Genomic DNA, 24,642 nt, shown 5'->3' with positions numbered 1-24,642 from the left:
GTTCAAATATACATAGATGAGGAGAGATAAGGTATGACTGAGCAAATGTCTAATAATGGCTTGAATCGAAGGGATTTCTTAAAAGCGGGAGGGATGGGCGCGCTTGCTCTTACTCTTGGTTCCACTGGAGTCATGGGAATTGGTTCAACTGCACTTGCGGCTTCCGCTGATAATCCAGCCAGCGGATTTGGCGGGTATGGAGATTTGACTCCAGATCCTAATGGTATCCTCGATCTTCCAAAAGGTTTCCATTACAAAATCATCTCCAAGGAAGGCGACCTGATGACAGACGGCACCAAGATTCCGGGAGCTTTTGATGGTATGGCAGCTTTTGAAGGGCCGAACAATACGACGGTTCTTGTTCGTAATCATGAATTATCATCCGGTCCGGCATTTGGAAGAAATCCTTATGATGCAAATGCTCAGGGTGGAACAACAGCTCTTGTTGTAGGAGCAAATCGGGAAGTGATCAAGGAATATGTGACATCTTCAGGAACAATCAGAAATTGTGCAGGTGGGGCAACACCTTGGGGCACTTGGTTAACTTGCGAAGAAAACCGTTCCGAGGGACATGGATATGTATTTGAAGTCGATCCATCGCAGCCTGAAAACGATATGTCCAAAACGCCAATCAAGGAAATGGGCCGTTTTTCACACGAAGCATGTGCGATTGACCCAGCGACAGGATATGTCTACTTAACCGAAGATGCAAGCCCGAGCTTCCTGTATCGTTTTATCCCAAATGACCTGAGCCAAAAGCCAGGTGCGCTGCAGAAAGGCGGCAAGCTGTATGCGGCTGCGATTGAAGAAGTCGCTGACCCATCAGCCAGCACATTTAAAACAGGACAAACTTTCAAAATTGTTTGGAAGGAAGTAGATCCGCATTGGTGCCGAGAAGAAGCAGCTGCACAAAAATGCATTGTGTTCTCCAGACTTGAGGGAGCCTTCTTCCAAGAAGGGGTCTTCTGGTTCGATGATACCTCTGCAGGTGATAAAAAACTTGGACGAGTTTATCGTTATGTTCCTCACACGAATACATTGGAGCTTTTCTACGAGGGAAATGATGCGCGATACATGGAATATCCGGACAATATCTGCTGTACCCCTTGGGGCGACCTCTGGTATGCAGAAGATGGTTCTGGACAGGACCGCATTATGGGAATTACACCAGAAGGCAAGGTTTATCCTTTTGCTGCCAACCGTTTAAGCGGTGCGGAATTGGCAGGACCAACCTTCTCGCCAGACGGGAATACCTTATTTGTCAATATCCAAAGCCCTGGCAAAACGTTTGCGATTTGGGGACCATTCCAGCGCCGTAATGCTGCGCGCGCAAGGGAAATGTCCTTTGCTGCACCAGCTAATCTTGCACCGCAGGTTTCTGAAAAAATGGCCAAGGCTGCCAAGGCGCAGGGTATGTCCATCCTGGAAGCAGCAGCATTTGAGCGTCATGGAATAAAAATGATTTAAATCGTTAGTTGATACCATAAAAAGATGTAAGCTGAACACTTTGTATGGTTTACATCTTTTTTAACATTCCGGTTATTTGTTGGTGGGCGCGTGACCAGGAGAGAACCTTTAAGTAATGGAGGTTATATAAATGTTACAGAATATAGGAATACCTGGTTTGATTCTTGTTCTTGTCATTGCATTGATTATTTTTGGTCCATCCAAGCTGCCCGAAATTGGCCGTGCGTTTGGATCGACTTTAAAAGAGTTTAAAAAATCAACTCGTGAGCTGGTTTCAGATGACGAGCTGAAAAAAGACGAAAACAAAAGCAGTGTAACTCAATAAGAAAGAGAAGGAGATGCAGGTATCTACCATACTTTCATCTTCTTTTTTTAGAGGTGATTTCATGGATGGAAAACAGATGAATCTTGTAGACCACTTGAGTGAATTGCGAAAACGAGTGATGATCATCGTTGGAAGCTTTATGTTGATTGTCATGCTGGCATTGATCTATGTACAGGATATTTACCATTGGCTGGTCCAGGACTTATCCATTAAATTAGCCGTTCTCGGTCCAAGTGATATTTTGTGGGTGTATTTGATGCTTGCCGCTGTTATTGCCTTAGCAGGTACAATTCCCATTGCAGCCCATCAGATTTGGCTTTTTGTAAGACCTGCTTTATCAGAAAAAGAGAAAAAAGTTACATTAGCCTACATACCAGCACTCTTCATGCTTTTTATAGCGGGCATTAGTTTTGGTTATTTTGTTATTTTTCCGCTGGTGTTTCAATTCCTGCTGTCGCTATCAAAAGACATGTTCATGGAATTTTTCACAACAGAGAAATACTTTCGTTTTTTAATTCATATGATCCTGCCCTTTGGTTTCCTATTTGAACTTCCTGTCATTATCATGTTTTTGACAAGCCTTGGTGTGTTGAATCCATACCGTTTACAAAAAGCCAGGAAGTATTCTTATTTTATGCTGATTGTCACAGCTGTTCTCATCACGCCCCCTGATCTTCTGTCAGACATACTTGTCATTATCCCGCTGCTGTTTTTGTACGAATGCAGCGTTCTATTATCGAAGATCGTTTATAGACGAAAACAGGGATCTGAATTATCGGCAGCATGAACTTTGCTATCTGGCTGGACAAGAGAACAGGCAGTCCCTTACATGAGGATGTCCCGCTTGTAATCTATCTGAATTTACCAAGGCCTAAATCTCCAAACTGATAATAAATAAAATACAAGTAAAGAATCGAATTGAGTAAAAATAGATTTTTGAACTATTCTCCACATCAAAAAAACAATAAAGAAGTTAATCAGTACTAAAATAAATGTATAGGTCATGGCAGCATCTATCACTCGCTGAGAAGTCCCATTCAGATTGCATTTTACATACTTTTCCTCATCCTGAGCAACATAAAAAGAAATGAATGGAAATCAGGGGGCTTCACAATGAATTTGGATGATGTGATTTTAGCACGTGAAAAAATGAAGGGGATTGTGCATTCGACCCCTCTTGATTATTCTAAAACGTTCAGCACCCTTTCGAATAATGAAGTGTTTTTGAAGCTTGAGAACCTGCAAAAGACAGGTTCCTTCAAGGTCAGGGGCTCTTATAACAAAATGATCTCTTTGTCTCCTGAAGAGCTTCAGAAGGGAGTAGTGGCAGCTTCTGCCGGAAACCATGCTCAGGGTGTGGCGTATTCGAGCCAGATGCTTGGCATTCCATGTACAATTGTCATGCCGAAAGGTGCCCCCCTCAGCAAGGTTCTGGCAACGCGGCAATACGGAGCTGAAGTCATCCTCGAAGGTGCCGTTTTTGATGATGCACTGGCATATGCACTGGAGCTGAAAGACAAGCTAGGTGCCACTTTTATCCATGCTTTTGATGATGAAGCCGTCATCGCTGGACAAGGGACGGTTGGACTTGAAATCCTTGATCAGCTTCCGGATGTCGAGGCAATTATCTGTCCAGTTGGCGGGGGAGGCCTGATTGCGGGTGTAGCAATGGCGGTGAAAGAGAAGAAACCAGACATTAAAGTATACGGTGTCCAGACGCTTGCATGTCCGAGCATGAAACAGTCGTTAAAAGAGAACCAGCCAGTTGCGGTTGAAGCAGCCCCGACGATGGCAGATGGAATTGCTGTCCAGAAACCCGGGCAGAAGACTTTTGAAATCATCAGGGAATATGTTGATGGCATTTTTTGTGTGGATGAGATGGAAATCGCCAGGACCATGCTCCTTGTCCTGGAGAGAAATAAGCTGCTGGTTGAAGGATCGGGGGCAAGTCCGCTGGCTGCCCTGCTGTATGACAAAGTGAATCTTAGCGGCAAGAAGGTTGCTGCTGTTTTAAGCGGGGGAAATGTGGATGTCAATTTCATTTCCCGGATCATTGAACGCGGCTTGGTTGAATCGGGAAGGTTTGCCCATTTTACGATTAATGTAAAAGATAAGCCGGGGGAACTGCAAAGGGTTTTAAGCTCTGTAACTGATCTGAATGCGAACGTGCAATTTGTCAATCTTCACCGGATCGGCAAGCATATCTATCCAGGCAATGCGCTGCTGGAGATCTCAGTAGAAACGAAGGATCATGCACATATCGAGCAGCTTTATAAGAATTTAAGAGGCCAGGGCTTTCAGCTGAAAATAGAGGAATGACCATGGATATAAATAGGTGCAGGCACAGTTCTATGTCTCAAACAAAAACAATCTTCTCATAACGATTCCGGTGCCCGGCTGAGAAGCGAGAACCTCCGCTGTGCCCAACTATGCTTCATAAAAGTAAAAGCAAAGGGATGTCCCATTGCTTTTACTTTTATGCCATATGAGTATCCGACATAAGGATTTTATTCGCCTTCAATGCTTGCTTTAAGGTTGCCTGTGTTGGCACTTTATGAAAGTTGATTCCTAGCTGGACTGCTGTCTGTGCTATTTCTGGGCGGATGCCGCTGATATGTACCTTTACTCCGATTAACTTCAAGATGTCGATAATTTGGAATAACTGGTTTGCTACCATTGTATCGATAATGGAAACACCTGATAAATCGATGAACAGATGGGTTAAACTATAATTTTTGCTTTGCATCAGTATAGATTCCGTAATGTACTTTGCACGCTGGGTATCGATTTCTCCCACAAGCGGCAATACCCCGATAGAATCAGAGAGTGGTATAACCGGGGCACTCAATTCATTGATCAATTCACTTTGCACTGAAAGTCGATCATGGTAATAGCCATAATATTTTTCAGCAAAGGTTTCAATAATTGTATCGAATGTAGAATGGATCAATTTGCTCCACTGCAGAATTTCTGAATCGGTAATGTCCCCTCTGTTTACTATAATAAATTGGTGAATATGTTCCCAGAAAATACCTCTGAACACCCCGAATTGATGAATGACCTCATGGATGGGGGTCCTCGTTTCCACACGGTCCATCGCAACGGTTTGTGCCCATGATTTAATCTCTTCATTTACATCTTTATGTGCAACTATGAGTACTTTGGCTAATGTTTTAATAAAAAGGCCGTTCTGTTCCCTTAAGCGTGCCTCTGCTTGATGGTTGTCACAAGAGTATACGCTTGCTGGGTTGTTGGATCTCTTGCTTAACCATTTATTCGTGAGGATGGAAGGGTCTTCAGTAATAAAATCATAGAGTTTCTTATTATTAATAGAATTCATAATTTCTCCTTAATTTTAGTCTGATTTCCGAATGGCTATTTTAAGTTAAATATATAGAAGATGTGCTATAAAATCAATTTATTGTATGCGCAGGATTGCGCGTGCAATATTTGGCTTTGACCCTTGCTTATATTAGTCTGAGAAACAGTATTTTTCCGACCAGGCTGAGGTAAATTCTAAACCTTAAAAGCAGGATATTTCCGCGGAATAAAGAATATAGATTTGGTATTGAAGCAGGGCGGGATAAGGGAGCAGTTTTCCTATCATGTGAAGCTGAAAAACGTCTTTTTTTGAAGGGATGAATCATCATGAAGGTGGAAGCACTAAAAACAGAGCGGCAGGGAGATTTTTTCGAATACTGTAAAAAACATCGAAAGGAGCTGGATGATTCTTTTTTGTATGATGAAGACTTCCAGAGTTTTAAGGTGGATGCAGAAAATCCTACTTATATTGTGACTGACTCAAAAGCGCAGATAAATGGTGCTGCCTCGCTGATTCTCGATGACTATCATCGCAGAGGGAAAAGGGCAAGATTCCGGATTTTTCACTGTGAGTCACATGATGACCAGGACTATAAAAGGCTGTTCGAGCAGATATTGAAGCATACAGAGTCATTAGATCATGTGTTTTTATTTGTCCCCTTGCTCAATCAGAAGCTGAAGGATGCCATGGAGAAGCTGGATTTTGCTGTAGAGAGATATACCTTTCTGCTCGTCAGGGAGGGTTTGGAGATAAAGGAACTGTCTCTTCCAAAAGGTTTTGAGATTAGGAGTTTCAGGCCTGGCTTGGATGAGGAAGCCTGGTGCAAGGTTAGGAATGCCGCGTTCTCGACGCTGAAGGGAAGTGAGACGGCAATTACACCCGAGATGGTCGCAAAAATGCCGTCAGATTCTGATTACCTGGATGGCGGCATGATGATTCTTTATGAGAACGACCAGCCAGTTGGGGTCGTAAGAGGTGCTGACGATGAATATGAAGATTCACCAATCATGAACATCGGGCCACTGGCCATTTTGCCGGAATACCAGGGAAAAGGATTGGGAAGGGCCCTCTTAAAAACTTCGATCAAGTTTGCTAAGGAAAAAGGATACGATCGATGCGTGCTGTGTGTAAATGCAGACAATCAACAAGCTAAAGCGCTATACCTGCAGGAAGGCTTCGAGCAGACAGAAGGGGTCGTCTGTTATCGATATGAACTGAAGTGAGGCATGGTCGTTCCTCGGGCTCTGCTGTACTCGATTCATTTACCAGGGAAAGGTACAGCGGAACGGCTCTCAAGCCGTTCCTTTTTATTTTCTTCTCCTTAGTTTCTCTATGTAGAGAGCCATCCCTATGTATATGCTAAAGAGTAAAAACATGAATAATGGAGTGGAGAGAGAATCCATCGGATCACCTTCTATTTCATATCGTGTAACGCCGGATGAAAAAACATTAGGAGAACCGCAATGATTGGTGCCGATACCAGGAATGCTGCCAGAGCATTCTTGTAGTGGATTCTGATTACAGTAAAAGTAATGATATTAAACAAGACAGACCACCATGCATTCCAGCCATTTTCATAAACAAACAATCCCTTTGCCTCAAATAGATATTCAATCAGCGAGAAATATGCCACCCAGATCAGCAGATACAAAAATCCTCTTAACTTTTCTTTCGGAAAATATTCCAGGTATATCATCAAGACGACAGGGACAATGAAAAATGTGAAGGCAATCTCGATCAGAGTATGATTTAACCAATCTACTGTAACAGCTTTATACTTCCATAAAGTATGTTGATAAAAGAGGAAGTTATACAGAAGATTGCATATTATGTAGAACTGAATTGTAGGGTAGTACTCTTTCCACCTTTTCCAATTGACGAATTTTTTTGCAAAAATAATATATACAACAATTACGACTAATAGATACATGTCTGAAAACCTCATTCAACAACTTTTACTAAAATTCTCTCCAAAAAGGCCGTTCCATAGACCCAAGAGACACGGGGGTCACAGTAAAACCGTCACTGGCCGAAAAATTTTAATAGTATAATGGACAAACAAGGTTTGTTCTTTATAGTGCTACTATGTAATTAAGGAGTTGATTGAACGATGGGCGAAAGAATAATCAGGTGGGGGATATTAGGAACGGGTGGAATCGCAAGTGCTTTCGCGAGGGATTTAAATTTTGCTGGAAATACGGAAAAGACGGCTGTTGGTTCGCGGACAAAAGAGAGTGCAGAAAAGTTTGCGGAGGAGCATGGAGTTTCCCGTTCATATGGAAGCTATGAAGAACTAGTGCAGGATCCGGATGTGGATGCCATTTATGTTGCGACGCCACACCCTTTTCATAAAGAAAATGTATTGGCATGTCTTCGTGCTGGCAAGGCTGTGCTCTGCGAGAAGCCATTTACGATGAATAGCGGGGAACTAGAAGAAATCATTCAGTTTGCCAGGGATCAAAAGCTTTTCTTGATGGAGGCGATGTGGACAAAGTTCCTGCCTCCGATTGTTAAAGTGAGGGAATGGATTGACAGCGGGAAAATTGGCGAAGTCCTTCTTGTGAAAGCGGATTTTGGTTTTCATGCGCCATGGGAGCCCGAGCGCAGATTGTTTAATCCGGCCTTAGGAGGAGGAGCATTACTTGATGTGGGGATTTATCCTGTCACCCTTGCATCGATGATTTTCGGAACAAACCCGGAGAAGATTTTGAGCACTGCCCATATTGGTGAAACGGGTGTGGATGAACAGTTTTCCATCATCATGTCCTATCCTTCTGGAAAAACCGCCACGCTCAATGGTTCCTTCCGGGTTGGTTTAACGAATGAAGCCTACATCCATGGAACGGAAGGATACATACGGATTCCATCGTTCTTTAGTGCAAAATCCGCAACCTTATATAAGGACGGAGAGGAAGCAGGGACATTCCATGATGACAGGAAATCAGCAGGTTATGCGTTTGAGATAGAAGAGGTAGGCAGATGCCTGAGGCAAGGACTTTTAGAAAGCCCTGTCGTTCCGCTGGATGAATCATTGAAGATTATGAAACTGATGGATGAAATTCGCGGACAGTGGGGGTTAAAATATCACTTTGAGTAATGGATGGACATGGGGACGCTAGCGGCTTGCGGTGTCCCCATAATTATTTAACTGAAGCACGCTCTCGTTTTAGTTGGAGTCCCAAATTGAAACAGCAAAACTATCTCATTTCAACTGGAAAAAAACAGCCGAAATTTCCAGTTCGCGAATAAATTTTGATTTTCGCCAATAAATCGTTGATTTTCGCCAATAAAAACATTTTTTCGCCAATAAAACTTGAAAATCGCCAATAAAGTTGTGAAAACCGCCAATAAATTTTTCAGGAGGGTGAATATTGAATCATCACAGACATATTGATCGCATTCACCTTCACTTTTTACCAAAGATTGATGAAAATCAAATGCAGAAACACAAATTTGACACGAAAACAGTACTAAATCATTAAAAGGGCATTTCATATACCCATAAACCCCACTTAATACCCGTGTTCCTTGCTTAATAACTTCTTTGTTAAAACGGTGATCCCAAAGAGAGTAAATACAATAGCTGAGAATCCGAACATCAATTGAGATGGTGTTAAAGATAGTGTCTTGGCCAGTTCCGCTGAGTAGGCGAGCAGTGTTGCAGTGAAGAGTTTCGAGATGGAGGCAATCAGTAAGAACCTTTTTGGTGATACTTGCCCTATACCGGCTCCTACACAGATGATTTCGTCAGGAAGGATGGGAATGATGAATAGCAGGAACATGATCATTGTTTCATTTTTAGAGACATAATGTTGGTACTTTCTTAGCTGCTCTTCCTTGATGAACCTCGAAATGAATTTCCTGCCTCCATATCTGGCTGCGAAAAACATGGCTGTTATCCCCAACAGTGTTCCCAAGAAGGCAATAGCTGCAGCAACAGCTGGACCGAATACTGCACTTGCACCTGGAACTGTAACAGCTTCGGGGATCGGAAGGATGATAGGCTGGGCAAAGCTGATGAAAAAGAAAATATATTTGGCTGTTTGCAGATGTTCTTTTAACAAACCTTCAAAACCGTACGCATCGGTAAAAACAACCACTTTTGTTACATAGAAGATTGCCAATACCAGAAGTAAAATCGCCCCTAAATATAAAAGGAGCATCCGATTGATTTTTAAAAGGTTGTTCCGCTTCGTCATGATGAAAAATCCATCGATTAATAAAACCAGGAGCAAAGCGCTTAAAAATAGCCATTTAAAAATGGGGAGTACTGTGGGCAATAGACCAAATACAAAAAATATGGACACTATGCTTATAGCTAGGTGCAAAATCCATTCCTGCACTTCATTGCTTTTTTCTCTATGTGTGACCAAGTACATTCTCCTTTATGCCAATGCTGTTCTGTTTTTTGTTTGTATGTACATTATAGGAAAGGCATGGATTGGATTCGACGCGCTAAGGTTTGAAATATTGGTAGGACCTAAGGCTGATGATTAGAAGGGGTCTCAGTGTTTTTCTCATTGCGAATAAGAAAATACCTCCAGGAGAAAAATACAGAATAAACTTTGGAGGAAAAACGATGAGAGATAATAAGCATAATCAGAAGGTTAGCCAAATGAGCAACAATGCTCAGAATGAAGAGTTACTGGAAATCAGCCAAACAGGATACGGATTGGAATCCGTTACAGAAGGTACTGACTACATGGAGGGCGATCAAAAGAATTCACCAAACTGCGGCGGGTTATGACCGTCGAAGCTAGTGTGTTTTGGCTGGATGAAGCCGTTTATTAATAGCGGATAATATTAGAAGCAGGTGTCCTGAAACGGGACAGCTGCTTTTTTTGTTTTAAGACTTCGGCGTTTTTTTTCACGGTTTATACAGATTTTTATTGAACATGAAGCAAAAAAATAACTGACAAACCGGAAGGCTAATCAATCACTTTTTTGCGCGACCATTTTGATTGCGGGGGCTAAACATCTGTAATCATAAGAGACAGGATATCCGGTCCCATGTTATTTGAGGGATGCCCAGGAGATGCTATTGATAAAATAGTTGTTAAGTCAGAGGGTGTTGATGTGAAGGTGTTGTCGATGATTCAGCCTTGGGCGAGTCTGTTTGTCTTGCGTGAGGCTCAATTTGAAACGAGGTCATGGAGTACAAAGTATCGCGGCCCTCTTGCGATTCATACCAGCAAAAAGGTCGATAAGGCAGTCTGCAGCCATGTGGCCATTAAGTCACTGCTTTTAAAGCATGGGTACAAGTCAGATGATCTTCCAACTGGCGTGATCATTGCGGTCTGCCAGCTTGAAAATTGTCTGAGGGTGATGGAAAACAACGAGACATGGGCAGTCTTGGAGGATGGAAGAATCGTATCCGGCAATGACTATTTCCTCGGTGGCTATAAAGTGGGAGACTATGCCTGGGAAGTACGGGATATGAAGATGCTGGACAGCTTCATCCCGGCAAAAGGAAGGCTTGGGCTGTGGGAGTATGATTTATAGAGTGCTGTTCATCGGGAACAGGCACTGTTTAAGCATCTGCTGCACACGGTCTTTTTGATTCGAAATAGAATGATTGACCGCCTTGAGACTGAGTTTTTACAAACATCGGGTTATCCCTTAATAATTCCCATGATTCATTGGGCAGAATAGTTAAAGAACAATATTTAAATAACTAACGAGAAGTAACTATTTTGGGGGATTTACTGTTGGAATCACAAACGATTTTTGTGTTGATTTCTAGCTTGATTTTTTCAATAGTGGCTTATGTGATTCCAAAAAAAATGAAGCAATTTGAAATTTATGCAACTTCACTATTTGCAGCATTGTTTGGGCTTCTTGTGGATACAGTTTTAGCTATAAAGTATAAGCTTTATGTACTCGACCAGCCAGGAGTACAAATTCCGCCATTAGCCGGGCAAGTAATTTTATATTCCGCGGCCAGTATAATACTCTTGAATTTATACCCTTATGAAAGGCCGATCAAATGGCGATTAGCTTACATCATCACTTTTGCTTTACTAACTGTAGGATTTGAATTGCTATCTTTTCACTTTGGATTTATTAAATATAATGAGTGGAAAATTTGGTATTCAGCTCTGTCCTACCCATTTCTCATTTATCTTCTCGTTTTACATTACAGATTTTTTCAATGGTTGGTGAAACGGGGGCATAGCGATGGTTTCTTTGCTCAAAAATCATAAGTATACTTCTAAGACAGCGAAAATCGATTCGCTGTCTTATTTACACTGTTTTGAAGTAAAAGGGAACCAGGCACTAAAGGAATATTCACTCTTCCCTGGACATGGCATTATAATGCTTGAGACTTTTAAACCGCTTTTTCTTTTTCATGTACTTTTCGTTCAGGACGAGGACTTTCCCATTCTCGGCAGCTGAAAATTTGCGGTAGACGGATTTATATTTTTCAAAGGCTAAGTGACCGGAAATATAAACAGGTAAGATGAGGGCGATCAGGATCAGTACGTCCCGGATTAAATGAAATTGCTGCTCGAAAACATATCTCGTCATCACAGCCTGGGATGCAAAAGCCACCATTAAAATGATCAGCACATTGCAGATGTGAAAAGGGAAAAACTCCTTTCCTCTTCGAAACATCCGCTCCAGTTCATTTTTAAAAAAGAGGGAAATGAATGCTGAAATCACAATGAAAATAAGTGATATGAAAAATGCCATATTACCTTTCCTCCTTTGTGGATGATCCCTTTTCAGCATTGTAACATAATGGGGAGAGCCCACTGAACGGGCCGATCGGATACAGGAGAATGTTCCCCAGGCTTATATACTCACTAGTTAACCAACCCAAACCAATTCGCAAAGGAATAGGTCAGGAATCCTGTGCCAAAGAGGATAATCAGGAATCTTGCCATCCAAGGATATCGGTAGGGACGGAAAAAAGAAACAGCGCCAATGCCTACGAATAAAATTCCTAATAAAAATATATAGATAGTCATCATCGATATTCACGTCCTTTGGTTGTTAACTTGCACCAGACCGCGAACTGGAACAAGAATGATGCGGCTAATTTTTAGTGCGTTTCATAAATAAGAAAGCTGCGAGTGCAACGATTGCTAAGGCTCCTGCGATCCATAGATCAAACGGCTTTCGGTTTTCGTTGCTGCTGCTCAAATCCACTTTTTTCGTTGGTGCTTCTCCTGCACCTAATAGCTTCAGGTCATCCTGTAAAGTACTTAATGTATTGGTTCGGTCACACATGATGGTTGTAAGCGATTTTGCTCCATACATGTCCGATTCGTTTGCGTAGACCAGGTATTCCTGGCCCTCGATAAACCGGAAACCACAGTCCCCGCCGCCCAATCCAGTCGTGATGGTGATTTGGGATTCCTTCATGCCTTTCCATATGTTCGCGACCTCAAACACCACTTTTTTCGTCATGTATCCTTTTACCTTCTCTTCTTTTATCTCCATGACCTTCCCGCTGAAAATAGCTTCAAACTGCTCAAGTTCTTCAGCTGCGGTCGGTAATTCCGCACAAGAACACGCACTTGTTACAGCTGGAAAGGAAGCTATCAGGAATAAACCTAAGAACGAAAATGCGATAAATGGGGTTATCTTTTTCAATCCCTTCACCTCCTGCTATATATTGATTCTATTATATGGAATTCATTTCCTTCTTTATCAGCAAAACCGTACAAGAGAAGTGTTCCTAAGTGATCAAGGCATTCTCTTAAAAAAAACTCAATTCGATATAATAGAAAAAGTGGGGAAGCAGATTCTGGTCGGTTTTACAGATTACAGGGATTTCTTGAGACAGAAGAACCGAACCGTTCCTATGTCACAAAAAAAGTTATAAACTTTCAAAACTATTTTTCTCACGTTTACGAATATATGTGTGAAAGGATAATTTAACAGGATGAGGCTAGACATGATGATGGAAAAAGCGTTGATTAGGAAGGTCCAGAGGAAAGGCGATGAACGGGCTGCGAATGAGCTGGTGAAGTTCTATTATCAGCAGATTTATGCGTTTGTGTACAGGCAGACGTTTGACAAGGAGCTGTCTCTGGATTTGACTCAGGAAATTTTCATAGGGATGCTGAAGTCGATTCAAGGCTTTGATCCGGCCAGAGGTTCGTTCAAGTCCTGGCTGTACAGAATTGCGACGAATCATGTCGTGGATTATTTCCGGTCGCGGAGCTACAAGTATAAGAAGATCGTGGATTCGATGGAGGAAGTGGATGTGCTGGATCAGCATGATTTTACCCTCGAGCTTGAATACAGGGAAGTGATTGAGAAGGCGGGCGTATTTGTGAATGAGCTGGATGCCTTCTCACAGCAGGTCATGCGTTTGAAGCTTTTTGCTGAACATACTTTTCACGAGATTGCCAGTTTGCTTGAGAGACCGGAATCATCCGTTAAGACGAGATATTATTCGGTGATGAAAAAATTAAAAGAATGGATGGAGGCTGAGCGCATTGAAGGATGACAAATGGTCTGTGGACTATCCGGATGATTCCGAAATGGATGGTGAGATTCAATTCATTGTTAACAAGGGTCTTGTTAAACCAAAGCCTTTTCATGAGTATCTTATGGAAATGTATAGGCAGCTGGGGTTCAGGTATCTGTTCCGTGATGCAACGGAGGTTCTCTTCACCGTGCTGCTGGTTTCCTTTGCGATGGTGTTCGGCCTTTTCCAGGTCATGGATAGCGGGAAGGATGATGGCGGGCTGTACTCCTATCTTTTCACGATGTCCCCCATCCTGTACATGCTGATTGCGTCGATCTTTCTGGTGAATCTGCGTAACAGGTATACTTTTTCAGTAGAGATGACGTGCAAATACCATGTTTACCAGCTGGCGGCGTTCAGGATGCTTGTGTTCAGTATCTTGACGGTGCTGCTGAACTTGGCTTATATCATGATTTTGTTCATGTTTTACCAAAATTTCAATATTGCGGAGGCAATGCTGATCTCGGTCAGCTCATTGAGCATTTTCTCCACGGGCTATTTATACATCATACAAAAGGTGAAATCGAAGATAACCTCTTATGCAGTGATGGCGGGCTGGCTGCTCGTGAACGCAGCGCTTGCATATTTCAGCAAGGAGTTATACGCCGCAGTGTTGAGCCAGGTCCCGCTTTATGTGTATATGAGCGTGATTGCGGGCTGTCTGTATCTCTACGTACGCCGGTTAAAATATTTCATTACATTCCGTAATGTCGAAGGAGTCATGTAAATGTTAATCGTTCAAAATGTATCGAAGAACTTTGGGAAGTTCAATGCGCTGAAAGAAATCAATCTGGAATTCCATAATGGTGTCTATGGGCTGCTTGCGCCAAATGGAGCCGGGAAGACAACGCTGATTAAAATGCTCACCACCCTGCTGTTCCCGACAAGCGGTTCGATTTTATATAACGGCAAGGACATTATCAAGCTCGATGAAGAGTACAGGGAGATACTCGGATTTCTTCCCCAGGAGTTTGGCTATTACAAGAATTATAGTCCGACAGCTTATCTGCTTTACCTGGCTGCCTTAAAAGGAATCGAGCGCAAGTCGGCAAAAGAAAGAGTGAAGGAGCTGCTGAAGCTGGTCGCGCTCGAGGATGTGGCGGATAAGAAGATGAAGAAGTTTTCTGGAGGGATGATTCAGCGTGTCGGGATTGCCCAGGCGATGCTGAATGATCCGAAGATCCTGATTTTGGATGAGCCGACAGCGGGACTTGATCCCAAGGAACGCGTCCGTTTCCGCAATCTGCTGACGGACCTGGCGAGGGATCGGATTGTCATTCTATCAACGCATATCGTCTCGGATGTCGAATCGATCGCGAATGAAATCATCATGATCAAAGACCAGCAGGTTCTCTATCAAGACAGCGTGTCGAATATTTGCAACAAACTGGACGGACTCGTCTATGAAACCGAAGTCGAGTACGAGGCGGCTGCTGCGTTTCGGAAGAAGTATTTTTCATTATCGGAAAAACAGGAGAGCGGGAGGATGTATATCCGCTTTCTGACAGAGGAGCCGGCCCGTTCGGAATGGAGAGTGGCCAGGCCGAATCTTGAGGATGTCTTTTTGCACACCTATCAAGATGAAGCAGGTTTAGTATGATTACGAGACTGGAGTTAAAAAAGATTGTAAGCTCGCCGATAGTGATCGCGTTGCTGCTGCTTTTTACAGCTTTTAATTTATATCTGATTTATGTGAATGCGCCTAAGAGTGAGGATGTTGTGAAAATCAATGAGGTTATCGATGAGTATGGTTCATTGATGGACAAGGATGGACGCTATCTTTTAAAAGATTCATATGAAATCGGACTGGGGAGCTGGAATGCCCGGAATGGCAAAGAGTTTGAATCAGCCTCTGAATTTTTCCGTGCTGAAAACTATTATCCTGCGATTGATTCAGGTGAGATTTCGGATAAAGAGCTTGAGAAAATAGTTGACTTGAATGTAAAAGAATCGATCCTTTTAACAGCAGAGGAAATTGAGCAGCAATACCAGAAATGGGATCTTTTAAAAAGTGCAGAGGCCCAGATTGAATTATACGGGATTAAGGGTGAAGCCGCTGATATGGTAAGGGAGCAGTATCAATCTCTGATTCCTAGATTTGAGGAAATCAAATCCAACCAGGAGCATTTGCATGTTTTCCTCCCGGGGAAAATCTTCAGAACCCATTCACTATTATTTAAAACATTATTTGGTGTCGTCCTTTTCCAGATCATGCTGCTTGTTGTGCTGTTCACAGCGTTTTCGACGAATTATGAATTTGATCAGGGGTCACATCTTGTTGCTTTTTCAACCAGGAGGGGAAGAGGGCTGATGTGGGATAAGCTATTGGCAGCCTTGTGTGCGACGGGAATGGTGACGGCATTCATTCTGATCGCCACCTTTGGCACCTATTTTCTGGCGGTTGATTATTCGCGGCTGTGGAATTTGCCGATCAGCACTGGATTCATGATTGAGCCGGATGGCAATCCCTTTATCAGCTGGTGGGATTTGAGCTTTATTCAGTATTTCTGGCTGGGGATCCTGATGATTTTTGTACTGCAAGTTCTTTTTACTTTGATTACGTTTGTTCTGTCACTTTGGATGAAAAACAGCTATGTCGTGTTCATTGTTTTCGCGATCCTGTTTGGATTGGGGTTGCTTGTGCATGGCGAAATGCCGAAAGACTCGATGCTTTCTCTTTATACGACTTTTAATCCCTCGTCTCTGGTATTGGGGTCAAAGAAATGGTGGATGGAGAGCGGCGCATTCACGACCTTCAAATACTATGAAATCATCACAGCTGGCGGGTGGATGGCAGGGTTTATTTTAGCGGGATGGTTTAGCATGAAGAAATTTCACACTAGGAATTTATAGATAGGAGAAAATACATGAGGATTATCTGGAATGAACTGAAGAAAATCTTGACGTTGAAAATTATCCTGTTGCTGGTGCTTGTCAGTGCGATTTTCTATCAGCTTTTTATTATGTTCGACTTTGAATATTTCCCGAATGGAAGGCCTGCAGGGGATACTTTCAAAGTCGGCGAGGAAATGATGGCGAAGTATGGTCAGTTCATGGATGAAAAAGAATTTGAGGATTTCAAAAAGGTGTATGAGCAAAGGGTGGAGGATGCGACGGCCTATCTTCAATCCGAGCCGGAAATGAAAGCGGCGGGTATGGGCAGCTATGAGGAATTTAAGAATGCTGACTTGGAGCAGGATCAGAAGAAGTCTGAGCTTCACGCCAAAGTGATGTTTGAGGACGGAGTGGACGTCATGTGGGAGCTGCAGGCGAGGGAATATTTGATTGATTTGTATGAACGGCCTGAGTGGTTTGGTTCTTATGGCATCGAATTGACGGATGAACAGTCAGACCGTGTGGAAGAGTTGCTTACGAGCCGAAATGCCAGTGCGATATTTCTTCAGGAAGTTTTTGAGAATTATAAAACTCTTTCCGGCAACCTGGCCATCCTTATTTTGATCAGTGTAATGATAATCGTGACGCCATTGTATATGGCTGACCGTAGGAATAAAATGAATCTGCTGCAGTATTCAACGAAAGTGGGACGTAGGCTTTTTTACAAAAAATTTGTAGCAGCCTTTATTGCTGTTGTTACGGTCATTACCGTGCAATTAGCGGTGTTTTTCTATCTGTACAGGGGGAATGATACGGCGCAATTCTTGGACAAAAAAGTCAGCTCGATCTTCAGCTTTTTTATTTCATGGTGGGACCTGACATTCCTGCAATATATCCTGCTGACAGTTATGAGCATGTACATAATGGGAATCGCCATCTTACTGCTGGTTGCCTTCATCTCAAGCGCAGCCCCTAACTACATGACCAACATCGGACTGCAAATTCCTTTGGCTGCTATCTTCATTGCCATTGGAATTGAGTATTGGGTCAAGGATCTGACCAGTTTCCAGCTGCCAAAAGCATTCCTGCCTGTGTCACTAGGCATGCTGCTGGCAGTAAGTGGTCTAATCTTTCTTTTAAAATGGAGAAAAGAGCGAGTAGCGGATGTTCAGTGAGACAGTGGATCAACACGCTGTGACTGGATTTTTAAAAGTGTAAGGGTTAATAGAAGATTGTGGATGATCGGGAGAAACCGAGAGTATAAGGCGTGATTAAGCGAGAAAGGTACCCTTATGTAACGAGAATGGCCTTCATAAGGGTACGATTAGTCAAGAAAGATACCCTTTTGTAGCTGGATTGGAGTTCATAAGGATACGATTAGTCAAGAAAGATACCCTTATGTAGCTGGATTGGGTTTCATAAGGGTACGATTAGTCAAGAAAGGTACCCTTATGTAGCTGGATTGGGCTTCATAAGGGTACGATTAGTCAAGAAAGGTACCCTTATGTTACTGGATTGGAGTTCATAAGGGTACGATTAGTCAAGAAAGGTATCCTTATGTAGCTGGATTGGAGTTCATAAGGGTACGATTAGTCAAGAAAGATACCCTTTTATAGTTGGATTGGAGTTCATAAGGGTACGATTGGTCAAGAAAGGAATCCTTATGTAGCTGGATTGGAGTTCATAAGGGTACGATTAGTCAAGAAAGGTACCCTTATATAGCTGGATTGGGCTTCATAAGGGTACGATTAGTCAAGAAAGGTACCCTTATATAGCTGGATTGGGTTTCATAAGAGTACGATTAGTCAAGAAAGGTGCCTGTTATGAAACGAAGCAAGATTACTTCCATTGTCTCCACTTTGTTAAGATGAAAGTTAGTCTTATTGAAGGGGGGATATTTTGAAAAAAGCAGTGTAGTTGGCTTTATCCATTGCGGTTATGGCGATTGGGTATGGTATCTATTACTTTATTCAATATCCAATCGATGATAACGAAGCAGCTATTCAATCTGGTGTGCAGGAATGGAGTAATCGGACGTCAGGCAGTATAAAAGCAGATTTTTCAAAATTGCCCCTCCAAAACATTTGGTTTAATATAACTATTCTAGAACTTTAGGTCGTTACTTTCTTTAACTTGCAACTGATAAAAAAGAATGCCTTAAAATATAGGCATCCTTCGATGTTTATGACCATTTTTCTTCATCATCAATCCATTGTTTATTCTTCAAATCATATGATTTATAATCATCGTGAAAAACAAAATACGATGGCAGGTTCATTGAAGTTCCGCCTGCTTCTTCCCAGCATTGCCTAAACCAGTCTGTAAAAACCTCTTGCTCTTGTGGAACTAATGTCTCTTCATTTTGCTCATAGAACTCAAAAAAACCATCTAACTGACTGTCGTTTATCTGATGATATTCGACCTCTGGAAGAATCTCCTCACTGCCAGCAAAAACCGTTGGGTCAATTCCTTCATAGAAAACTTCATTGCCTTCTTTATCCATTGAGAACATTATAATTGATAGCTCGAACCTTGTTGGTTCAATAGAAGCGGAGAAATCCAATAAATCTATATCTGATGAGAAGTTGTATGCAGTGATATTTTTAAGATTTCTCACTAATGAACCCGATTGTTTCTCAAGGTTGGCTTTGATAGAACCAATATATTGCTCGACTGTAAACATAACAAGAACCTCCAACAAAAAATGAAATTAAGCGCTACACTGAAATTCTTCAAAGAGCATTCGAAATCCTTTTTTCAGAAAAAAAAACCATGCCCACTATTGCTTGAACATTGCAGCTTCCTATTTCAGCCAGAGTTTTACACAATCGTAAAAGTTGCGTTTTGCACGAAGTTTTCCATACGTGAATTTTTGCCGTAATGTAAATGAGCCAAATTAATTACTCCACATTGTTTTCGTCGCTGATCACATTGTTCGAATTAATTTGGCTTATTTTTTTATATACGAAAGCCGATTGGTGCGCAAAAAACCCAGAAACAGGAAAAAGAGGACACCAATAAGCCCGATTGGTGCCCGGAAAATCCAGAAACTAGAAAAAGAGGTAACCAATAAGCCTGGTCCTAAACTCTCTGCTCCTGTCCTGCCCCTACTAATTCTGGTATATAGAAAATACTTCCTTTAAAATAGAGAAGATAGAAGTGGAAGTGTGGTGGTTATAGTGTTGAAGCTTTTGCTGATTGAGGATGATGCTTCTTTGTTCCAAGAGATTCGGGAGCGTCTGACTCAGTGGTCGTATGAGGTGTATGGGGTGACGGATTTTGGTGATGTTATGGGTGATTTTACGAGGGTGAAACCTGATTTGGTGATCATCGATATTCAATTGCCGAGGTTTGATGGGTTTCATTGGTGCCGGATGATCCGGTCGCATTCGAATGTCCCGATCATTTTCCTGTCTTCACGGGACCACCCTACGGATATGGTCATGTCGATGCAGCTGGGGGCGGATGATTTTGTCCAAAAGCCGTTCCACTTTGAGGTACTGATTGCAAAAATCCAGGCGATCCTGCGCCGTGCCTATAATTATAATGCGACCCAGAACCAGTTGAAGACGTGGTGCGGGGCAACGATTGATTATGATAAAAATACGGTTGAAAATGAGATGGGTCGGATTGAATTAACGAAGAATGAAATCTTCATTTTAAAGCTGCTGATTGAGCAGAAAAACAGGATTGTCAGCCGTGATGAGGTAATGAACAGCTTGTGGGATGATAAGCGGTTCATCAGCGACAATACGCTGACGGTCAATGTCAATCGCCTGCGGAAAAAGCTGGATGAGCTTGGGCTGGGCCGGAGAATTGAAACGAAGGTTGGACAGGGATACATGGCCGTTGAAGAGGAACATGCGTGATGTTAATTACCTATCTAAAGGAACGGCGGAGCTGGATTCTGTTATTTCTGCTGCTTCAGTTTCTACTCGTTTTTATTGCTTATATAGATTCCGCTGTTTCGATTGATTCGGCTCTTTATTATGTTTTTCTGTCTGCTATTATTTTTGTGATTTTTATCCTGATACGTTACCAGAGAGAAATGAAATTTTATCAGGAGTTGGAGGAAGCGGAGGATCTTCTTGATTTTTCAGACAGAGAACTCCTGAGTCCTTTTGAAGGGATGGTAGCAGAGAGCATCACCCATCATTTTGAAGCGCTGAAAAAAGCAGTTTCCGAGAATGAGCGCAGGCTGGACCAGGAAAGGGATGAGTTGCTTTCCTGGATTCATGAAGTGAAAACGCCGCTGACAGCTTTGAGGTTGATGATTGACCGGCTGGAGGATCAGACGCTGAAAAGGGAATTGACCTATGAGTGGCTGCGCATCCATCTTTTATTGGACCAGCAGCTCCATCAGAAACGAATTCCGTTTATGGAGAACGACTTATATATTGAACAGACCGATTTGGAAAGCGTGATTTTCAGCGAGGTGAAGACCCTGCAGTCTTGGTGCATCCAAAAAGGCATCGGCTTCGATATCGACCTGAAATACAACGAGGTGATGACAGATGCCAAATGGCTGGCGTTTATCCTGCGGCAGCTGTTGACGAATGCTGTTAAATACAGCGATGCATCTGATGTTCAGATTAGAAGTGAACAGCGGGATAGGCAGATTATCCTTGTGATTGCGGACGAGGGCAGAGGGATTGCTTCCAGGGATCTCCCGCGCATTTTTGAAAAAGGTTTTACGTCCACTGCCCATCACCAGGATCATGCTGCAACTGGAATGGGCTTATATCTGGCAAAAAAAGCGGCACAGCCGCTGAAAATCAGGATTGATGTAAAATCCGCACCAGGAAAGGGAAGCACATTCACTCTTACCTTTCCGAAAAGCAATGAATTTCTCCAAATAACAGGCATGTGACAAAAATGTCACATGCCTGTGTTCATTTGTTAGCTGAATCGAAGGAAGGCATATGGCTGGGATTTTATAATGAAATTATCAAAGAAAGGATGTGCAAAAACATGATTTTACTGGAAGCTGCCAAACTTCATAAAACATATGGAAATAAATTCAATAAACAAGAAGTGTTAAAAGGGCTGGACCTGAAAATTTTCAAAGGGGAGTTCGTGAGCATCATGGGTGCCTCTGGCTCGGGAAAAACGACGCTGCTGAATGTGCTTTCCTCGATTGATCGGGTGTCCAACGGGTCAATTATGATTGAAGGAAAAGACATTACCGGAATGAAGGAGAAGCAGCTGGCGGAATTCCGCAAGCAGCATTTGGGCTTTTTGTTCCAGGATTACAATCTGCTCGATACGCTGACGGTGAAGGAAAATATCCTCTTGCCTCTCTCGGTCAGCAAGACGCCCAGGAAGGAAGCCAATCAAAGGTTCGAGAAGATTGCCAGCGAACTGGGGATTTCCGAGCTGAAGGATAAGTATCCGAATGAAATTTCCGGCGGGCAAAAGCAGCGGACGTCTGCTGCGCGCGCTTTTATCCATGATCCAAGTATCATTTTTGCAGATGAACCAACCGGTGCTCTTGATTCGAAATCGGCTTCAGACTTGTTAAACAAACTGAGTGACTTGAATCAAAAACGGCAGGCGACGATCCTGATGGTCACTCACGACCCCGTTGCGGCAAGCTATTGCAGTAGGGTTATTTTTATTAAGGATGGCCTGATTTACACAGAATTGAATAAAGGCGACCAGACGAGACAGGAATTTTTCAAGGATATCATGAAAACCCAGAGTGTATTGGGCGGTGTGCATCATGAGCGTTAATCAACTCATTCTTCGCAATCTGAAAAAGAACCTGAAAAATTATTACTTGTATGTGTTTGCGCTGATGTTCAGTGTCGCGCTATATTTCGCATTCGTCACTCTTCAATATGACCCTTCTATGGATGAAGCAAAGGGTTCGATTAAAGGGGCGGCCGCGGTTAAGTCTGCTTCAGTCCTGCTTGTCGGAATCGTCGCGATTTTTCTGACGTACGCCAATCGGATTTTTATCAAAAGGAGAAGCAAGGAAATCGGGTTATTCCAGCTCGTGGGGATGACGAAGGGCAGGATATTTCGGATCCTGAGTGTTGAGAACTTTCTGCTGTACTATGGCTCTTTGCTGGCTGGCGTTTTACTCGGGTTCTCCGTTTCTAAGCTGATCATGATGATTCTGTTCAAAATCACACAAGTCGACGGGATTGCGACACTGCAACTTTCGGGCACAGCCCTGGTCCAGACACTGATTGTTTTTTCACTGATCTACGTATTGCTGCTGGTGCTGAACTTTATTTTCATAAAAAGACAAAGCATACTGTCTTTATTCAGGGTGGTATCAAAAACGGAAGGCCGGGTAAAAAAGATCTCTTTCTGGGAGATGTTGATCGGTGTCCTTGGCATCGGTCTGATTGGGATTGGCTATTATTTGTCATCCAAGCTGTTCGAAGGGGATTTCACGACCGTGAACGATCTCTTTTCGGCCATGGTGTTTATTTTAGCTGCGGTCATCTTCGGAACCTATCTTTTTTACAAGGGGTCTGTCAGCTTCATCGCCAATCTTATCCGGAAGAAGAAGGATGGTTATCTGAATATCAATGAGGTGCTTTCGCTGTCCTCGATCATGTTCAGGATGAAGTCGAATGCGCTGCTGTTGACGATTATCACGACAGTATCGGCATTGGCAATCGGGTTGTTGTCGTTAAGCTATATTTCCTATTATTCTGCTGAGCAGACGGCGAAAAATATGGTCCCAGACAACTTTGCCTTTGTTGATGCTGATTCTGCTGCTGATTTTATGGAGAAGTTGAAGGCGAAGGATATTGATTTTACGGAAAAAAGGATTGAGGTTCTGCAGGCGGTGATGAACGCGGAAGAAATCATTGGACTGAAAATGGAGGGTTTCACACAGGATCCGCGATCCATGAGTGTGTCGGTCATTAGCGAGAAGACGGATGGCCAAAGGGAAGTAAGCAAGGATGAAGCCTACATGACAGGCTACAGTGATATCATGATGAAATTCATCTCAATGGATGACTCAGGCCCGATTGAGATCATCGGGAAAAATCAAGCCATTCCGCTGCAGTATCAGGGAATGGAAAAGGATTATCCGGTTTCCCGGTATTTTGGGGGATCTCCTGTGGCCGTGGTGGATGAGTCTGTATTCAAGAAGTTAAAGGCAGACGCAGATCCTGCCATTCAAACAGGCTCTTCAATGTATATCGGAATTGAAATTCAAAATGATGGTGAATTGGAGAGAGCAAATGACCTGTTCAATGAAAACAAATACCATGATGCGGGTATGAATGAATCTCGCCTTGACAGAGAAAATATCCAAAAGAAACTGATGGGTCTGACCATGTTCATCGTCGGTTTTCTTGGGCTGACCTTCCTCGTCACATCAGGCTGCATTCTGTATTTCAAACAAATGGACCAGACAGAAGATGAAAAACCGAATTATACGATTTTACGGAAACTGGGATTCACCCAGGGAGATTTGCTGAAAGGAATCCGGGCAAAGCAGGCGTTCAACTTCGGCATTCCGTTAGCAATCGGGCTGCTGCACAGCTACTTCGCCGTCCAATCCGGCTGGTTCTTCTTCGGCACAGAATTATGGTGGCCGATGCTGATCGTCATGGCACTCTACACAGCACTGTATTCCATCTTTGCTGTACTCTCGGTTGTGCATTCAAAGAAAGTCATTAGGGAATCTCTTTAAAAAGAGAGTGGCGGAGCTTTATCGATCGAGCTTTTTAGCTGTTCGATATCTATGCCAATAAGGTCGGTTAGTGAAAGAACTACATCATTTCATCAGAAACCAACCCGCTGGCGATTTATGTAGAAGAAGGCGATCAGGTCGATATCAGGTATATGGATACCGGCGAAACCTTCCTGCCAGTGAAAGAGTTAGTGATACAAGGGTTAGAGTAAAGACAATAAAATCGCCTGCCCTCCGGTGAGTATGCTAGACCGGAGGCAGGCGATTTTTTTGGTTATGGAGTATTAAAAGGAAAGATAAAATGTCTTGAGGACTTGGGAAGCATTTGTGTGTGGGATATTTAAGAGATGGTGTGGTTGCGAAACTTACTGCTGTTTTTCATTGAGTATCTCTAAAACATCCTGATGCTGCTTCTGAACATTGGAAACATGCTTGATCTCACTGGATAGTTCTGATTTCGTTTCATCCAGTTTCTTCATCAGGCTGCCATAATAAAATCCCATTTCCCTCCGCATCTCACTTTGTTCCGAAAGTAAAGATTGCTGGCC

Annotated in this window: 25 protein-coding genes; 18 read left to right on the top strand and 7 right to left on the bottom strand. The window is 42.7% G+C overall.

Annotated features, from left to right (window positions below; translation table 11 throughout):
• Positions 1 to 33: 33 nt before the first annotated feature.
• The 4 genes from J7E37_RS17805 (at position 34) to ilvA (ending at position 4,111) form a co-directional block, all read left to right on the top strand.
• Positions 34 to 1,467, top strand: coding sequence for an alkaline phosphatase PhoX (locus tag J7E37_RS17805; protein ID WP_215025839.1), 1,434 nt, complete (start codon positions 34 to 36; stop codon positions 1,465 to 1,467).
• 130 nt (positions 1,468 to 1,597) lie between these two features.
• Positions 1,598 to 1,792, top strand: a complete 195-nt coding sequence (locus J7E37_RS17800) for a twin-arginine translocase TatA/TatE family subunit (protein ID WP_215025835.1) — start codon at positions 1,598 to 1,600, stop codon at positions 1,790 to 1,792.
• A 61-nt stretch (positions 1,793 to 1,853) separates the two neighbouring features.
• The gene (tatC, locus tag J7E37_RS17795) at positions 1,854 to 2,579 is read left to right on the top strand and encodes a twin-arginine translocase subunit TatC (protein WP_215025832.1); all 726 of its coding nucleotides are present in this window, start codon (positions 1,854 to 1,856) and stop codon (positions 2,577 to 2,579) included.
• 326 nt (positions 2,580 to 2,905) lie between these two features.
• On the top strand, positions 2,906 to 4,111 hold the full coding sequence (gene ilvA, locus J7E37_RS17790) for a threonine ammonia-lyase (protein WP_215025829.1): 1,206 nt from the start codon (positions 2,906 to 2,908) through the stop codon (positions 4,109 to 4,111).
• Positions 4,112 to 4,268: 157 nt separating this feature from the next.
• Here the strand turns inward: ilvA and J7E37_RS17785 are convergent, their stop codons facing one another.
• A complete protein-coding gene (locus J7E37_RS17785) occupies positions 4,269 to 5,132 on the bottom strand; it encodes an STAS domain-containing protein (RefSeq protein WP_215025826.1) in 864 nt (287 codons plus the stop codon).
• 308 nt (positions 5,133 to 5,440) lie between these two features.
• Between J7E37_RS17785 and J7E37_RS17780 the strand changes: the two genes are divergently transcribed.
• Positions 5,441 to 6,337 (top strand): GNAT family N-acetyltransferase, encoded by an 897-nt coding sequence (locus J7E37_RS17780; RefSeq protein ID WP_215025824.1) that lies wholly within the window; start codon positions 5,441 to 5,443, stop codon positions 6,335 to 6,337.
• Between the two features lie 191 nt (positions 6,338 to 6,528).
• On the opposite strand, the gene J7E37_RS17775 is transcribed toward J7E37_RS17780, so the two are convergent.
• On the bottom strand, positions 6,529 to 7,044 hold the full coding sequence (locus J7E37_RS17775) for a CBO0543 family protein (protein WP_215025822.1): 516 nt from the start codon (positions 7,042 to 7,044) through the stop codon (positions 6,529 to 6,531).
• A 180-nt stretch (positions 7,045 to 7,224) separates the two neighbouring features.
• On the opposite strand from J7E37_RS17775, the gene J7E37_RS17770 reads away from it, so the two are divergent.
• Positions 7,225 to 8,211, top strand: coding sequence for a Gfo/Idh/MocA family protein (locus J7E37_RS17770; protein ID WP_215025819.1), 987 nt, complete (start codon positions 7,225 to 7,227; stop codon positions 8,209 to 8,211).
• 415 nt (positions 8,212 to 8,626) lie between these two features.
• Here J7E37_RS17770 and J7E37_RS17765 read toward each other — a convergent pair whose 3' ends face one another.
• Complete coding sequence (locus tag J7E37_RS17765) at positions 8,627 to 9,313, bottom strand: TVP38/TMEM64 family protein (RefSeq protein WP_215025817.1); 687 nt, start codon at positions 9,311 to 9,313, stop codon at positions 8,627 to 8,629.
• A 380-nt stretch (positions 9,314 to 9,693) separates the two neighbouring features.
• On the opposite strand from J7E37_RS17765, the gene J7E37_RS17760 reads away from it, so the two are divergent.
• From J7E37_RS17760 to J7E37_RS17750, 3 genes are all read left to right on the top strand, one after another.
• Positions 9,694 to 9,861: a hypothetical protein gene (locus tag J7E37_RS17760; RefSeq protein ID WP_215025815.1), complete on the top strand. Its 168-nt coding sequence runs from the start codon at positions 9,694 to 9,696 to the stop codon at positions 9,859 to 9,861.
• Positions 9,862 to 10,190: 329 nt separating this feature from the next.
• Complete coding sequence (locus J7E37_RS17755) at positions 10,191 to 10,616, top strand: ASCH domain-containing protein (RefSeq protein ID WP_215026083.1); 426 nt, start codon at positions 10,191 to 10,193, stop codon at positions 10,614 to 10,616.
• Positions 10,617 to 10,822: 206 nt separating this feature from the next.
• Entirely contained in the window at positions 10,823 to 11,317 is a 495-nt protein-coding gene (locus tag J7E37_RS17750; RefSeq protein ID WP_215025813.1) for a CBO0543 family protein, read from the top strand.
• A gap of 85 nt (positions 11,318 to 11,402) precedes the next feature.
• On the opposite strand, the gene J7E37_RS17745 is transcribed toward J7E37_RS17750, so the two are convergent.
• Positions 11,403 to 11,807 carry a hypothetical protein gene (locus tag J7E37_RS17745; RefSeq protein WP_215025810.1) on the bottom strand — a complete coding sequence of 135 codons (405 nt, stop codon included), beginning with the start codon at positions 11,805 to 11,807 and terminating at the stop codon, positions 11,403 to 11,405.
• Positions 11,808 to 12,152: 345 nt separating this feature from the next.
• Complete coding sequence (locus J7E37_RS17740) at positions 12,153 to 12,713, bottom strand: hypothetical protein (protein WP_215025806.1); 561 nt, start codon at positions 12,711 to 12,713, stop codon at positions 12,153 to 12,155.
• A 304-nt stretch (positions 12,714 to 13,017) separates the two neighbouring features.
• Here J7E37_RS17740 and J7E37_RS17735 point away from each other — a divergent pair, with 304 nt between their 5' ends.
• From J7E37_RS17735 to J7E37_RS17715, 5 genes are read left to right on the top strand one after another with little or no spacing between them, the layout of a single operon-like run.
• Complete coding sequence (locus tag J7E37_RS17735) at positions 13,018 to 13,575, top strand: RNA polymerase sigma factor (RefSeq protein ID WP_251009733.1); 558 nt, start codon at positions 13,018 to 13,020, stop codon at positions 13,573 to 13,575.
• Positions 13,565 to 14,323: a hypothetical protein gene (locus tag J7E37_RS17730; protein ID WP_215025800.1), complete on the top strand. Its 759-nt coding sequence runs from the start codon at positions 13,565 to 13,567 to the stop codon at positions 14,321 to 14,323. The genes J7E37_RS17735 and J7E37_RS17730 overlap by 11 nt, the downstream gene beginning before the upstream one ends.
• A complete protein-coding gene (locus tag J7E37_RS17725) occupies positions 14,324 to 15,196 on the top strand; it encodes an ABC transporter ATP-binding protein (protein WP_215025797.1) in 873 nt (290 codons plus the stop codon).
• Positions 15,193 to 16,449 (top strand): hypothetical protein, encoded by a 1,257-nt coding sequence (locus tag J7E37_RS17720; RefSeq protein WP_215025794.1) that lies wholly within the window; start codon positions 15,193 to 15,195, stop codon positions 16,447 to 16,449. Before J7E37_RS17725 ends, J7E37_RS17720 begins: the two co-directional genes overlap by 4 nt.
• Positions 16,450 to 16,463: 14 nt before the next feature.
• Positions 16,464 to 17,606: a hypothetical protein gene (locus J7E37_RS17715; protein ID WP_215025791.1), complete on the top strand. Its 1,143-nt coding sequence runs from the start codon at positions 16,464 to 16,466 to the stop codon at positions 17,604 to 17,606.
• Between the two features lie 1,007 nt (positions 17,607 to 18,613).
• Here the strand turns inward: J7E37_RS17715 and J7E37_RS17710 are convergent.
• Complete coding sequence (locus tag J7E37_RS17710; protein ID WP_215025789.1) at positions 18,614 to 19,114, bottom strand: hypothetical protein; 501 nt, start codon at positions 19,112 to 19,114, stop codon at positions 18,614 to 18,616.
• Between the two features lie 496 nt (positions 19,115 to 19,610).
• On the opposite strand from J7E37_RS17710, the gene J7E37_RS17705 reads away from it, so the two are divergent.
• The 4 genes from J7E37_RS17705 (at position 19,611) to J7E37_RS17690 (ending at position 24,094) form a co-directional block, all read left to right on the top strand.
• Positions 19,611 to 20,300 carry a response regulator gene (locus J7E37_RS17705; RefSeq protein WP_215025787.1) on the top strand — a complete coding sequence of 230 codons (690 nt, stop codon included), beginning with the start codon at positions 19,611 to 19,613 and terminating at the stop codon, positions 20,298 to 20,300.
• Positions 20,300 to 21,301: a sensor histidine kinase gene (locus J7E37_RS17700; RefSeq protein ID WP_215025785.1), complete on the top strand. Its 1,002-nt coding sequence runs from the start codon at positions 20,300 to 20,302 to the stop codon at positions 21,299 to 21,301. The genes J7E37_RS17705 and J7E37_RS17700 overlap by 1 nt, the downstream gene beginning before the upstream one ends.
• A 101-nt stretch (positions 21,302 to 21,402) precedes the next feature.
• Positions 21,403 to 22,164 (top strand): ABC transporter ATP-binding protein, encoded by a 762-nt coding sequence (locus tag J7E37_RS17695; protein ID WP_215025782.1) that lies wholly within the window; start codon positions 21,403 to 21,405, stop codon positions 22,162 to 22,164.
• Complete coding sequence (locus J7E37_RS17690; protein WP_215025780.1) at positions 22,154 to 24,094, top strand: ABC transporter permease; 1,941 nt, start codon at positions 22,154 to 22,156, stop codon at positions 24,092 to 24,094. The genes J7E37_RS17695 and J7E37_RS17690 overlap by 11 nt, the downstream gene beginning before the upstream one ends.
• 365 nt (positions 24,095 to 24,459) lie before the next feature.
• On the opposite strand, the gene J7E37_RS17685 is transcribed toward J7E37_RS17690, so the two are convergent.
• A partial coding sequence (locus tag J7E37_RS17685; RefSeq protein WP_215025778.1) for a hypothetical protein occupies positions 24,460 to 24,642 on the bottom strand: 183 nt, incomplete at its 5' end.

The sequence above is a fragment of the Bacillus sp. ISL-39 genome (assembly GCF_018613295.1).
Lineage (GTDB): Bacteria > Bacillota > Bacilli > Bacillales > Cytobacillaceae > Mesobacillus.
Note: the sequence above shows the minus strand (reverse complement) of the source record. Positions and strands in the feature narration are given on the sequence as shown.